Origin of the sequence: Azospirillum himalayense (assembly GCF_042657465.1) — a bacterium.
Taxonomy (GTDB): Bacteria; Pseudomonadota; Alphaproteobacteria; order Azospirillales; family Azospirillaceae; genus Azospirillum; species Azospirillum himalayense.
Genome location: NZ_JBHSLC010000010.1, coordinates 173,051 through 186,483 on the forward strand (window position 1 = coordinate 173,051; position 13,433 = coordinate 186,483).

A 13,433-nucleotide genomic window follows, 5' to 3' on the forward strand; every position below is an offset into this window, starting at 1 on the left:
CCGATGGTCCTCTCCGACATCTCCATCCGCCGGCCCGTCCTGGCGACGGTCATGAGCCTCGCGCTCATGTTGATCGGCATCGTGTCGTACCAGCGCCTGTCGGTGCGCGAATACCCGAAGATCGACGAGCCCGTCGTCACGGTGGAAACCACCTACAAGGGCGCGTCGGCGGAAATCATCGAAAGCCAGGTCACCCAGATCCTGGAGGATTCGCTGTCGGGCATCGAGGGCATCGACGTGATGTCCTCGATCAGCCGCGCGGAGAAGAGCCAGATCACCCTGCGCTTCCGCCTGGACCGCAACGTCGACACGGCGGCCAGTGACGTGCGCGACCGCGTCGGCCGCGTGCGCGCCCAGCTTCCCAACGAGATCGACGAGCCGGTCATCGCGAAGGTGGAGGCCGACGCGCAGCCGATCATCTATCTGGCCTTCTCCTCCGACCGCCATTCGCCACTGGACGTAACGGACTTCGCCGACCGCTACGTCAAGGACCGGCTGCAGAACCTTCCAGGCGTCGCCCAGGTGCGCATCTTCGGCGAGCGGCGCTTCGCCATGCGCCTGTGGCTCGACCCGCAGCGCATGGCCGCCTACCGCGTCACCCCGCAAGACGTCGAGAACGCGCTGCGCAAGCAGAACGTTGAGATCCCGGCGGGCCGCGTCGAGAGCAAGGCGCGGGAGTTCACCGTCGTCTCCGAGACCGACCTGCGCACGCCGGAGGAGTTCGACCGCATCATCCTGCGCGACGACGGCGGCTATCTGGTCCGGCTGAAGGACGTTGGCCGGGCCGAGCTGGGCGCGCGGGACGAACGGGTCAGCGCCCGCTTCAACGGGCGCGGCGCCGTCGCCATCGGCGTGGTGAAGCAGTCCACCGCCAACCCGCTGGACGTGTCCAAGGCGGTGAACGAGGCGCTGCCGAAGATCCGCGCCGCCCTGCCCGACGGCATGGGGGTGGATGTCGGCTACGACAGCTCCGTCTTCATCGCGAAGTCGATCGACGCGGTGTTCAGCACGATCTTCGAGGCCATCGTCCTGGTCGTGCTGGTCATCTTCGTGTTCCTGCGCAGCTTCCGCGCCACGCTGGTGCCACTGGTGACCATTCCGGTGTCGCTGATCGGCGGCTTCGCGCTGATGTACGCCTTCGGATTCTCGGTCAACACGCTGACGCTGCTGTCCATGGTGCTGGCCATCGGCCTCGTCGTGGACGACGCCATCGTGATGCTGGAGAACATCTACCGTCACATCGAGGAAGGCGTGCCGCCCTTCCAGGCGGCGTTGCAGGGGTCGCGGGAGATCGGCTTCGCGGTCATCGCGATGACCATCACGCTGGCCGCGGTCTACGCGCCCATCGGCTTCATGACCGGGCGCACCGGCCGCCTCTTCTCCGAGTTCGCGCTGACGCTGGCGGGAGCGGTGATCGTGTCGGGCTTCGTCGCCCTGACCCTGTCGCCGATGATGTGCTCCAAGCTGCTGAAGCACCAGACCAAGCACAACGCGCTCTACAACGCCATCGAGCGGCTGCTGAACGGGCTGACCAACGGCTACCGGTCCATCCTCCGCCTGTCGCTGAAGGCGCGTCCGCTGGTGCTGCTGGTCGGCGCGGTGGTGGCGGGGCTCAGCTACACGCTGTTCACCGGGCTGAAGTCGGAGCTGGCGCCGGTCGAGGACCGCGGCACCATCGTCGGCATCGCCATCGCGCCGGAGGGCTCGACGCTCGACTACACGGAAAGCTACGCCAAGCGGATGGAGGACCTGTTCCGCCAGATCCCCATCGTCGAGAAGTTCTTCGTCGTGGTCGGCTTCCCGGTGGTCAACCAGGGCATCTCCTTCGTCCGCCTGATCGACTGGGACGAGCGCGACGTGAAGCAGCAGGCGATCACCGCCCAGCTCTTCCCCAAGATGTTCGGCATCCCCGGCATCCTGGCCTTCGTCACCAACCCGCCGTCGCTGGGTCAGAGCCCGGTGGACAAGCCGGTCAACTTTGTCATCCAAAGCTCGCTGCCCTACGACGAGCTTCAGAAGATGGTCGACGGGCTGATGGCGGAGGCGCGGAAATTTCCCGGCCTGACCAACCTTGACACCGACCTGAAGCTGAACAAGCCGGAGCTGCGCATCACCATCGACCGCGACAAGGCCGCCGACCTCGGCGTGGATGTGGAAACGGTGGGCCGCACGCTGGAAACCCTGCTGGGCGGGCGGCAGGTCACCCGCTTCAAGAAGGAGGGCAAGCAGTACGACGTGGTGGTCCAGGTCGGCGACGTCGACCGCCGCAACCCGGACGACATCGCCTCCATCTACGTCCGCGGCACGCCGACCATGGCGGCGGAGGCGGGCGTCGCCACCAGCACCGGGGCGATGATCTCGCTCGCCAACCTCGTCCGCATCGAGGAGCGGGTGGCGCCCAAGGAGCTGAACCACTTCAACAAGCTGCGCTCCGTCACCATCACCGCCACGCTGGCGCCGGGCACCTCGCTGGGCGAGGCGCTGGGCTATCTCCAGGATGCGGCGAATCGGGTGCTGCCGGCCACCGCCCAGACCGACTATGCGGGGCAGAGCCGCGAGTTCCGGGAGTCGGCGACGGGCTTGTACTTCGTCTTCATCCTGGCGCTGGCCTTCATCTATCTGGTGCTGGCGGCGCAGTTCGAAAGCTTCATCGACCCCTTCGTGATCATGCTGACGGTGCCGCTGTCGATGACCGGCGCGCTGGCCGCCCTGCATTTCACGGGTGCGACGATGAACGTCTACAGCCAGATCGGGTTGGTGACGCTCGTCGGCCTCATCACCAAGCACGGCATCCTGATCGTGGAGTTCGCCAACCAGCTCCAGCGCGAGGGGGTGGACATCCGCAAGGCGGTGGAGGAGGCCGCCGTGCTGCGCCTGCGCCCGATCCTGATGACCACGGGCGCCATGGTGCTGGGCGCCGTGCCGCTCGCCAACGCCCATGGGGCCGGTGCGGAGAGCCGGCAGGCCATCGGCGCGGTGATCGTCGGCGGGATGCTGCTGGGCACCTTCCTGACGCTGTTCGTGGTGCCGACGGTCTACAGCTACATCGCCAAGAAGAAGCCTTTTCCGGCGGTGGACGGCTCCGCCGGCCACCCGACCGGCCATCCGCCGACGGGCGCGCACCCGCAGCCGGCGGAGTGATCGTCGGCATTGGGGTCCATTGCAAATCCCCTCTCCCCTCTGGGGAGAGGGTTAGGGTGAGGGGGATGTGCGTGGCGGTGCGTCCGGCAAAAGCGCATCCCCCTCACCGGCCCTCCGGGCCACCCTCTCCCCGGAGGGGAGAGGGTTGAAAGGACATCAGGGCGCCCCGTTCTCCTCCAGCGGCTCGACATCGACGCTGACGGACAGCGTGTGTCCGGCGGCCCCCATCAGGACGCCGCGGGCGGGGCTGACGTCGTCGTAGTCGCGGCCCCAGGCGATGGTGATGAAGTCCTGGTCGGCGCGGCGCGCGTTGGTCGGGCAGACGTCGATCCAGCCGGCCTCGGCGCCGCACCAGACGGAGGCCCAGGCGTGGCTGACGTCCGCGCCGACCAGGCGCGGCCGGCCCGGCGGGGGGAGGGTGCGCAGATAGCCGGAGACGTAGCGGGCCGGCAGCCCCATCGCACGCACGCAGCCCACCACGATGTGGGCGAAGTCCTGGCAGACGCCTCGGCGGTGCCGCATCACCTCGGCCAGCGGGGTGGCGATCGTCGTCGCGGCGGGATCGAAGGTGAAGTCGTCGTGGATGCGCCGCATCAGGTCCAACGCCGCCTCCGCCGCCGGGCGGCTGGGCGTGAAGGAGTGCGCGGCGTAGTCGTGGAGCGTCGGGCTGGCCGCTGCCAGCGTGCTGTCGAAGCGGTACTGGACCACCTCCGCCCCGTCCTCGGGCCCGCTCAGGCCACCCAGTGAATCCCGGACGCTTTCCCAGGACGGAGTCGAGGCGGCGTCCAGTGGCGGCGGCGGGCCGACCTCCACTTCGCTCTCCGCGGTGAGGACCAGTTGCCGGTGCGGCTCCTGCATCGCGACGTAGGTGACGGTGTTGCCGAAATAGTCGGTGTGCGACGACTGCACCGCCGGCGCCGGATGGATGGTCAGCGCGCTGTGGTGGACACTCTGGCGCGGATGTGGGCGGGCGGTCAGGTGCAGCAGATGGTGCGACACCGACACGTCCTCCGCATAGTCGTAGCGGGTCGTGTGGCGCACGCGGAAGCGCACGCCGAATCCGTCGCCGGAGGGATTGTCAGCGGGGGCCGCGCCGGCCATCGTCGGGGAAGGGTCAGGCCGGTCGGGCAAAGGCATGGCTGAAATAGGCGTGGGTCAGAAGGTTGGAAATCTCGGGCAACGACAGCGCGAGCGAGTCGAGCAGCGTGTGCAGCGCGGCGCCCGAATCCAGCGCGTCCGGCGCGCGCAGCGAGGCGCGGGCGGCCTTGAGGATGGACCGGGCCGAGGCCGCGGTGTCACCGGGGACCGCCTGCGAGCCGCTGGGCAGCGCCGCCACATGCCGTTCCAGCGCCGCCAGCTGGAAATCCAGGGCGCGCGGGTTGGACTCGTCGGCCAGCAGCAACTCAAGAACCGGGCGGCGGCGCACGCTGGTCAGGTAGCGGGACCGGTAGGTCATCACGCTCTCCCCCAACTCCAGCAGCACGCTCAGCATCGCCACCTGCACCGGCTCGTCCTGGCGGTCGAGCGCGTGGACCTGGATGCCGCGCATCACCGAGATGATGTGGAGCGCCCGCTCCATGCGCCGGCCGATGTCGAGGAAGCGCCAGCCCTGGCCGCGCGTCATGCTCTCCTGCTCCAACCCGGCGATGGCGGCGAGGCTGGTCATCAGGTCGTCCAGCCGCAGCAGCATGGCGGCGGCATCGAGCTTGTGCGTCGGCGGCTGGCTCTGCCGCTCCAGCATCGTGACCACCCGCCACATGTCGAGCGACAGGCGGTCGCGCACCGAATAGGCGGTGCGGTGCACCCGCTGCACCTGAGCGCGCAGGCTGTTGGGATGGTCGGGATCGACGACGGACGAGTAGAGCGCCGCCCGCAGCGCCCGTCCGCCGCCGAGTGCCGTGACGCGCGTCAGGTCCCAGGGGATCATGCCCTCCCAGGCCATCAGGTGGAGCAGCGGGCGGAGCTGGAGCGACGCACCCGGCACGTTGCCGTCGGTGAGGCGGGAATGGGTGGAACGCAGCAGGCGCACCGTGCCCTCCGACCGTTCCGCGTAGCGGCCCAGCCAGTAGAGGCTGTCGGCCACCCGGCTGGGCAGGTCGGCGGAGGCCGCCTTGGGAGCCGGCTGCGGTTCCTGGGCCGGCTGCGGGCGCGGCGTCGCCGGTGTGGCCTCGGCCCGGCGACCGGACAGGATCCAGGTGTCCTTGCTGCCGCCGCCCCGCTGCATGGACACGACCAGCTTCCCGGATTCGGTGGACACGCGGGTCAGGCCGCCGGGCATGACGGTGTAGCTGCCGTCCGGGCGGGCGCAGAGGAAGACGCGCAGCACCAGCGGGCGCGGCTGGAGCCGTCCGCCCTGCCAGACCGGCGCCGTGGACAGGGCCAGCCGCTCCTGCGCGACGTAGCACCAGGGGCGGGCCTTGATGCGCTCGACCAGCGCGGCGCGCTCCGCCGACGACAGGTCGGCGCCGAAGATCGGCTCGAAGGACAGGGACGGGAAGGCCGGCTTCACCACCAGCCCGTCCAGATGCTCGATGACGTAGGCGCGCTCGTCGTCGTTGCCGCACCACCAGACGGCGACGCCCGGCATCTTCAGCTCCTCGCCCAGCAGATGGCGGCAGAGCATGGGCAGCGACGGCTTGACCGCCATGGACTCCAGGAAACCGGAGCCGAGGGAATTGGCCACGACGACGTTGCCGGCGCGCACCGCCTCGATCAGCCCGGCCACGCCCAGCGAACTGTCGGCGCGCAGCTCCAGCGGGTCGGCGAAATCGGCGTCCAGGCGGCGCAGGATGACGTCCACCGGCTCCAGCCCCGACAGCGTCTTCAGATAGACCTGTCGGTCGCGCACGGTCAGGTCGCCGCCCTCCACCAGCGTGATGCCGAGGTAGCGGGCCAGATAGACGTGCTCGAAATAGGTTTCGTTGTAGGGGCCGGGAGTCAGCAGGACAATCCGCGGCTGGTCGCGGCGCGGGCTCAACGACAGCAGCGTTTCCTTGTACGCCTCGAAGAAGGGCGTGAGATGTTCCACCTGGCAGTGGCGGAAGCTGTCCGGCAGCACCTTCGCCAGAACCGCCCGGTTCTCCAGCGCGTAGCCGCTGCCGCTCGGCGCCTGGGTGCGGTCGGACAGCACCCACCAGCGCCCGTCCGGCGCGCGGGCGAGGTCCGCCGCGTAGAAATGCAGGTGGATGTCGTTGGGCACCGGGATGCCGTGGACGGCGCGGCGGAATCCGGGGTCGGCGTGGATCACCGCCGGGGACAGCCGCCCGCTGCGCGTCAGGGTCTGCGGCCCGTAGATGTCGGCCAGCACCGCGTTCAACAGCGTGGCGCGCTGGATCAGACCCGATTCGACGGCCTTCCACTCGTGGGACGGAATCAGCAGCGGCACCATGTCGAGGGGCCAAGGCCGCTCCATTCCCTTGGGGTCGCCGTAGATGTTGTAGGTGACGCCGTTCTGGTGCAGCAGGCGCCGCGCCTCCTCCCAGCGTTCGGCCATCAGTTCCGGGTCGAGGGGGCCCAGCGTGCCCATGAAGGTCTGCCAGTGCGGGCGCAGGCGGCCCTGCCCGGTGACCATCTCGTCGTAGACCTCGCCGCGGCCGTAGCCCATGGCGTCGGCCTCGCCGAACAGCGACCCCTGGAGGAACGGCACCGGACGCAGCCCCGGTGGAGGGGGCGCGCTGGGGTCAAGAAAGGGCGAATCGCGGTCAGCCAAGGTCGGATCGTAGGTTCACGGCGGTGCAATGCACAGCGAGTGTGAACGCCCGGTCCCGCCGATGCAAGCGGCGCATCGGCGCCTCCCGGCCGAAAGGCGTATTCCGGCCGGGTGGCGGGGAGGACCGATCAGCCCCGCCGCAGGTCCAGGGTCATGGGGAATTGCGGGTTGCGCTCCTCCGCCGGGGCCTCCATCGGGCCGGGGGTGTGGCCGAAGGGGAAGAATCGGGCGAGGCGCCGCCCCTCCGCCTCGTTGGCGTTGACCGGAAAGGTGTCGTAGTTGCGCCCGCCCGGATGCATGACGTGGTAGGTGCAGCCGCCGATGGAGCGGCCCGCCCACAGGTCCAGGATGTCGAAGACCAGCGGCGTGTGCACCGGGATCGTCGGGTGCAGGCAGGAGGGCGGCTGCCACGCCCGGTACCGCACGCCGGCCACGAACTCGCCCTCCGTCCCCGTGGGGATCAGCGGCACGCGGCGGCCGTTGCAGGTGATGGCGTAGCGCGCGTCGGTCAGGCCGGTGACCCGCACCTGCACCCGTTCGACCGAGCTGTCGACGTAGCGCACGGTGCCGCCGCCGCCCGGCTCCTCGCCCAGGACGTTCCAGGGCTCCAGCGCCATGCGCAGCTCCAGCGAGATGCCGCGCTGGTTGACGTGGCCATAGACCGGGAAGCGGAAGTTCATGTGCGGGTCGAACCAGCGCTCCTCGATGGGATAGCCATGGTCGCGCAGGTCGGCGATGACGTCCGCCAGATCCTGCTGCACGAAGTAGGGCAGCATGAAGCGGTCGTGCAGCTCCGTCCCCCAACGCACCAGCTTGCCCTTGTAGGGCGTCTTCCAGAAGCGCGCGACCAGGGCGCGCAGCAGAAGCTGCTGGGTCAGGCTCATCTCCGCGTGGGGCGGCATCTCGAAGGCACGGAACTCGACCAGCCCCAACCGCCCGGTGGAGCTGTCCGGGGAATAGAGCTTGTCGATGCAGAACTCGGCCCGGTGGGTGTTGCCCTGCACGTCGGTCAGCAGGTTGCGCAGCACGCGGTCGACCATCCAAGGCGGGCAATCGCCCGTCGCGGCGGCCTTGTCGATCTGGTTGAAGGCGATCTCCAGCTCGTAGAGCGCGTCGTCGCGGGCCTCGTCCACGCGGGGTGCCTGGCTGGTCGGCCCGATGAACATTCCGGAGAAGGCGTAGGACAGCGACGGGTGATTCTGCCAGAAGGTGATCAGGCTGCGCAGCATGTCGGGCCGCCGCAGGAAGGGGCTGTCCGCCGCCGTGGCACCGCCCATCACCACATGGTTGCCGCCGCCGGTGCCGCAGTGGCGCCCGTCGATCATGAACTTCTCGGCGCCCAGCCGCGACTGGCGGGCGTCCTCATAGAGCTCCAGCGTGTTGCGGACCAGCTCGTCCCAGTTGTGCGAGGGGTGGATGTTCACCTCGATCACGCCGGGGTCGGGGGTGACGGCCAGCGAGTTCAGGCGCGGGTCCTTCGGCGGCTGGTAGCCCTCGATCACCACCGGCATGTCCAGCTCGAGCGCCGTCGCCTCGATCTCCGCCAGCATCGCCAGATAGTCCTCCAGCGTGTTCATCGGCGGCAGGAAGAGGTGGATGCGCCCGTTGCGCGCCTCGCAGGTCAGGGCGGTGCGGACCACCCACCAGGCGGACTTGCCGTGCTCCGGCATCTCGCTGCGCACCTCGGCCATGGCGCGCTGGACACGCTCGTTCCGCCGAGGGTCGTCCTGGCGTCCGGCCTCCTCCCGCAGGGCGTGCTGGCGCAGCGGCACCCGGTTTGGCGGCAGCGGCGCCCGCTCCTCGAACGGGTCGGTCTCCCAGGAATAGGGATAGTCCTGCGGCGACACCCAGGGCAGGGAGCCGAGCGGCAGGCGGAAGCCGACCGGGCTGTCGCCCGGCATCAGCAGCAGCCGCTCCTGGCGCAACGGCCACGCGCTGGACAGCCAGACCGGCCCCTGCTGGGTCACCTTGCGGTTGATCGGCAGGGCGAAGCCGACCGGCTCGTTCAGGCCGCGGGTGAAGACGTGGGCGAGGCGCGCGCGCTCCTCCTTGTCCTCCAGCTTGCTGTCCAGCGGATCGACGTTGACCGGCAGCAGCGATTCGCGGCGAAGATAGTGCCAGGGGTCCTCGTAGGCGGCGAGCACCAGCGCCGGGTCAAGCCCCAGCTTCTTGGCCAGCGTGACCAGGAAGGTGCCGGCGTCCTCCGCGGTGTGGCCGTAGTCGGTGTCCTCGCGGGCCAGCAGGTCGCTGTTCGCCCACAGCGCCTCGCCGTCGCGGCGCCAGTAGACGGTCATCGCCCAGCGCGGCAGCGATTCGCCGGGATACCATTTGCCCTGGCCGAAATGCAGAAGCCCGCCCGGCGCGAAGCGGTTGGCCAGCCGGTGCACGAGGTCGGCGGCGAGCTTGCGCTTGTTGGGGCCGAGCGCCGTGGTGTTCCACTCCGCCCCGTCCATGTCGTCGATCGACACGAAGGTCGGCTCGCCGCCCATGGTCAGGCGGACGTCGCCGGCGGACAGCTCCTCGTCGATGCGGTGGCCCAGCGCCTCGATCCCCGCCCACTGCCGGGGGGTGTAGGGCTTGGTGACGCGCGGCGCCTCATAGATGCGGGTGACCGACATCTCGTGCCCGAACTCCACCTCGCACTCGTCGATGAGGCCGGAGATGGGGGCGGCGGAGGACGCGTCGGGCGTGCAGGCCAGCGGGATGTGCCCCTCGCCCGCCAGCAGGCCCGAGGTAGGGTCGAGGCCGACCCAGCCGGCGCCGGGCAGGAAGACCTCGGTCCAGGCGTGCAGGTCGGTGAAGTCCTCTTCGGGGCCGGACGGGCCGTCGAGCGCCTTCTGGTCGGCGGTGAGCTGGATCAGGTAGCCGGAGACGAAACGCGCGGCCAGACCGAGGTTGCGCAGGATCTGCACCAGCAGCCACGCCGAATCGCGGCAGGACCCGGTGCGCTTGCCCAGCGTCTCCTCGCAGGTCTGGATGCCCGGTTCCAGGCGGATGACGTAGCCGATGTCCTTCTGGAGCCGCTGGTTGATGTCGACCAGGAAGTTGATGGACGCCGCCGGCTCCCGCGAAATGCCGGTCATGTAATCGGCCAGCAGCGGCCCCGGCTCCTCCACCTCCAGATAAGGGCGCAGCTCGCGCTCCAGCCACGGTTCGTAGGCGAAGGGGATGGTCTGGGCCTTCTCTTCCAGGAAGAAATCGAAGGGGTTGATCGCCGCGATCTCCGCGACGAGATCGACCTCGATCACGAATTCGCGGGTCTTCTCCGGGAAGACGAAGCGGGCCTGATAGTTGGACTGGGGGTCCTGCTGCCAGTTCAGGAAATGATGCTTCGGGGTGACGCGCAGCGAATAGCTGAGGATCGGGGTGCGGCAGTGGGGAGCCGGGCGGAGCCGGATGATCTGTGGCCCCAGATTGACCAAACGGTCGTAACGGTAGACGGTTTTGTGGTTGAGAGCGACGTGGATCGCCATGAAGTTCCACCCGTTGTCTGCGCTGGCCGGTCCCCTGCGGCTCTCCGCCGCACGGAGAGGGCATAGTACCATCGAAGAGTTCGTGCAGACCAGAGCGCCTTCGCACGCGCGGCACGAACTGGTTGCACAAAAAACAAGCACATGCATATTGGACCGGTTGCGCCTTTCATCACCGCTCCACCCGCTTTATAAAGACCCAATTCCTGTCCGCCGGCCCCGTTCGCCGGACGGGAGCGACCCAGGCAGAGTGTGAATCGGAAATGGCGACGCTGGCTGGCCTGTCCTTGGGTGGCGGTGCATCGGCGGGCGATGGAGCGCCCGGCGGTGCCACGCGCGGAGTCGTCACCGGCAAATACTTCAACTTCAACCCGTTGCCGCCTCCGGCGGATATGCTCGGCAATCCATTGGTTGTCGCCAATTTGCCGACCCATAAGGCGCCGAAGGAGACGTGGCGCAGCAGGTGGCAGCGCCGGCTGGCGCGTTTCCACATCGGCAAGCAATCCGCGCAGGCGAAGCGGCGCTGGAAGATCCAGGACACCATTTCCTCGGTGATCGCCTCGGTGTCGCCGTCGGCGACCATGCTTGGGGAGCGGCGGGGACCGGAGAAACGCCCGGCGTCGAGCGTTCCGGTCATCGTGGTCCGGCACCCCTATCATCTCCGCCATGTCTTCGAGATGATCCTGCAGTCTCCCGACGACCTCGCGGCGGAGCGGCGCTTCCTCGAACTGCTGATGGGACGCGTCCTGCGCAAGTATGGGGAGCAACTCACCCAGATCCGCGGCTCCGCCTTCTCCTTCGAAAACGAGGCGCGGGAGTATTTCTTCGCAGGATTCAAGCTAGAACGGCAGATCAAGAAATACACGAGCCCTGAAGAACGCTTTGCTGCGCTGCAGTCGATCTACGTCAATTATTTCCATGGACGGAACTATTATCTCTACGCCCTGCTGCGTAGGGAAAAAATGGCGCCGGACAACAAGCTGTTCATGCTGAATTCCCGTGCCGTCTATTTCATGGCGCGGATCGGTTGGAACGGGGACCTGCTGGACAAGCCCAACCCGCGCTCCCTTCCCAGCCGCGAGGACATCTTTTTCCTCGTTCAGCGTGACAAGACGGTCCTGACGCGCTATCGCAGCGACCAGGATTTCCAGCGGCAGGTGAAGGCCGTCCTGGAAGCGTTTCCGGCGTAAGGGATGTGTGCGATGCGGGCAGCGATTCTTCTGGCAGGCATGCTGATGGCCGGCACGGCCATGGCGGCGGACACCAGCGGGGAGACCGCCAAGCCCACGGATTGCGCCGGGGATGCGCCGGTCGCGCTTCTGCTGTGCCGAGACGCGTCGCTCGCCACAGCCGCCGAGAAGCTCGATTCGGCGTTGCGGACGCTGTCCGACGAGGCGGGGAAAGCCGGAGAGGAGGCGGTGGCCGCCGGCCAGCGCGCGTGGGTCCAGCGGCGTGACGCCGCCTGCCCGGTTGCGGAGGCTGATCTGGCCGACGCGAAGAAGGGCAAGGACCGCGCGGCCTGTCTGACGCGCCAGATGGCCGAGCGCACCAAGGCGCTGGAACTGGAACTGGCCGCCCGCCGCGCTCCGGTGGCGGACGAGCCGCTGACCGTGTCGGCGTCCGCTCCGCAACGCCCGGCTCCGGCCAGCCCGCCGGGGCAGGCGAGACCGGGCGCGGCGAAGCGCTCGGCGGACCTGCCGGCCCTGACCGGCCGCTGGGCCAAGGCCGATCCGGCCACCCGGACCCCCATCGACGATTGCCGGACCTCCTATCTGGAGATCACCGGCGACGGCGGCTTCAGTCTGCACGACCCGCGGATCGCCGCCTTCCCGCTGGAAGGCCCGTTGGCGCCCGGCGAGGGCGATGTGGCGGACGGGTTGTCCTTCGGCGGAGAGGAGGGCTTGCCGGAGGGGGTGCTGCGGCTGGACGCCGCCGAGACGCCGCGGCTGGATCGCCTGTTCCTGACGCTGGATCCGCCGGCCTTCGGCGCCACCTTCGTCCGTTGCCGCTGAGGCCGCGGACCGGCGTTCAGCGGACGAGCGGCTCCAGGCGCAGGCGCAGCGTGCCGCTCAGCTCCTCGCCCGGTTCGAGACGGCGCAGGCCGGTGTCGGGCTCCTCCGGGCGGTTGACCGCGTCGGTCATGTGGGACACCGGCTCGACGCAAAGATAATCCGCGTCCGGCGGGGCGTAGACGATCAGATGGCCGAACGGGCCGTCCGTTTCGATCGACAGCCGCCGGTCGAGCGTCGGCCAGTCCAGCGCCGCCACCCCGTCCCAACCGGTGAAGCCGTTGTCGAGAACGGTCCGGTCCATGACGATCCCGTCCGTGAAGGCCCAGCGTGGCGGTACCGCGACACGCTCCACCGGAAGGATCGTCGGGCCGTTCAGCCAAACACCGCCGACCCGGGTGGTCAGCCGGGTGCCCGGCGGCTTCGGGAAGTAGGGGTGCAGCCCGATCCCGGCGGGCATCGGGCTGACGTCCTCGTTGACCAGAGAGAGCGTCACGCTGGCCCCGTCCTCCTCCAGCACCACGGTCTGCGTCGCGCGGTAGCGCCAGGGCCAAGCGTCGGCGCGGTGCCGGAAGACCATGCGCGCGGCCGAGGCGGAGACGTCCTCCACCGTCCAGGCGGCTCGCCACCCATGGCCATGGATCACATGCGGGTTGCCATCCCCATCGAGCGGAAGCCGCACCCGCTGTCCGTCGAAGGTGAACTGCCCTCCGGCGATGCGGTTGGAGAAAGGAACCAGCGGAAAACAGCCCATATCCGTGGCCGAGCCGTGGTGCAGCGCCCAGTCGGGAGCCGGGCGAAGCAGGTCGATGCTGCCATTCGCGTCGTGCCAGGCGAGGCGGGCCACGACGCCGCCCCGACCCGGGCACAGCGTGCATTCCAAAGTGCCGTTCGCAGCGCTGCGATTCAATGTAAGAGTGTGGGCGCCGATTCCCTGGTCCAACTCGACCTGCTGCATCCGGACCTCCTGCCGGCGGTGGTTGGACGCCGGTATCGTCCGGGTATCGCACAGCCCGCAGGGGAAGGGAAGGGCGGGGCTGCGCGCAAAAGTGTGCCATCGCCCAAGCCCGATGGCCTCTTGCAACACCTTTGCGCAAACGGCTC

Annotated in this window: 7 protein-coding genes; 3 read left to right on the forward strand and 4 right to left on the reverse strand. The window is 68.9% G+C overall.

The window, feature by feature from the left end; genetic code table 11:
• Window positions 1-3 precede the first annotated feature (3 nt).
• Entirely contained in the window at window positions 4-3,141 is a 3,138-nt protein-coding gene (locus ACFPMG_RS08095; RefSeq protein ID WP_376994664.1) for an efflux RND transporter permease subunit, read from the forward strand.
• 156 nt (window positions 3,142-3,297) lie between these two features.
• Here ACFPMG_RS08095 and ACFPMG_RS08100 read toward each other — a convergent pair whose 3' ends face one another.
• From ACFPMG_RS08100 to ACFPMG_RS08110, 3 genes are all read right to left on the reverse strand, one after another.
• Entirely contained in the window at window positions 3,298-4,194 is an 897-nt protein-coding gene (locus tag ACFPMG_RS08100; protein ID WP_376994665.1) for a transglutaminase family protein, read from the reverse strand.
• A gap of 61 nt (window positions 4,195-4,255) precedes the next feature.
• The gene (locus ACFPMG_RS08105; protein WP_376994666.1) at window positions 4,256-6,850 is read right to left on the reverse strand and encodes a circularly permuted type 2 ATP-grasp protein; all 2,595 of its coding nucleotides are present in this window, start codon (window positions 6,848-6,850) and stop codon (window positions 4,256-4,258) included.
• Between the two features lie 128 nt (window positions 6,851-6,978).
• Window positions 6,979-10,323, reverse strand: a complete 3,345-nt coding sequence (locus tag ACFPMG_RS08110; protein ID WP_376994667.1) for a transglutaminase family protein — start codon at window positions 10,321-10,323, stop codon at window positions 6,979-6,981.
• Between the two features lie 122 nt (window positions 10,324-10,445).
• On the opposite strand from ACFPMG_RS08110, the gene ACFPMG_RS08115 reads away from it, so the two are divergent.
• Entirely contained in the window at window positions 10,446-11,510 is a 1,065-nt protein-coding gene (locus tag ACFPMG_RS08115; RefSeq protein WP_376994668.1) for a hypothetical protein, read from the forward strand.
• A 12-nt stretch (window positions 11,511-11,522) separates the two neighbouring features.
• A complete protein-coding gene (locus tag ACFPMG_RS08120) occupies window positions 11,523-12,332 on the forward strand; it encodes a lysozyme inhibitor LprI family protein (protein ID WP_376994670.1) in 810 nt (269 codons plus the stop codon).
• Between the two features lie 16 nt (window positions 12,333-12,348).
• On the opposite strand, the gene ACFPMG_RS08125 is transcribed toward ACFPMG_RS08120, so the two are convergent.
• A complete protein-coding gene (locus ACFPMG_RS08125; protein ID WP_376994671.1) occupies window positions 12,349-13,287 on the reverse strand; it encodes an aldose 1-epimerase in 939 nt (312 codons plus the stop codon).
• Between the last annotated feature and the right edge of the window lie 146 nt (window positions 13,288-13,433).

Coding starts and splice junctions, on each gene's coding strand:
- ACFPMG_RS08110 (WP_376994667.1), bottom strand. CDS start 10,323: ATGGCGATCCACGTCGCTCTCAACCACAAAACCGTCTACCGTTACGAC.
- ACFPMG_RS08095 (WP_376994664.1), top strand. CDS start 4: ATGGTCCTCTCCGACATCTCCATCCGCCGGCCCGTCCTGGCGACGGTC.
- ACFPMG_RS08120 (WP_376994670.1), top strand. CDS start 11,523: ATGCGGGCAGCGATTCTTCTGGCAGGCATGCTGATGGCCGGCACGGCC.
- ACFPMG_RS08125 (WP_376994671.1), bottom strand. CDS start 13,287: ATGCAGCAGGTCGAGTTGGACCAGGGAATCGGCGCCCACACTCTTACA.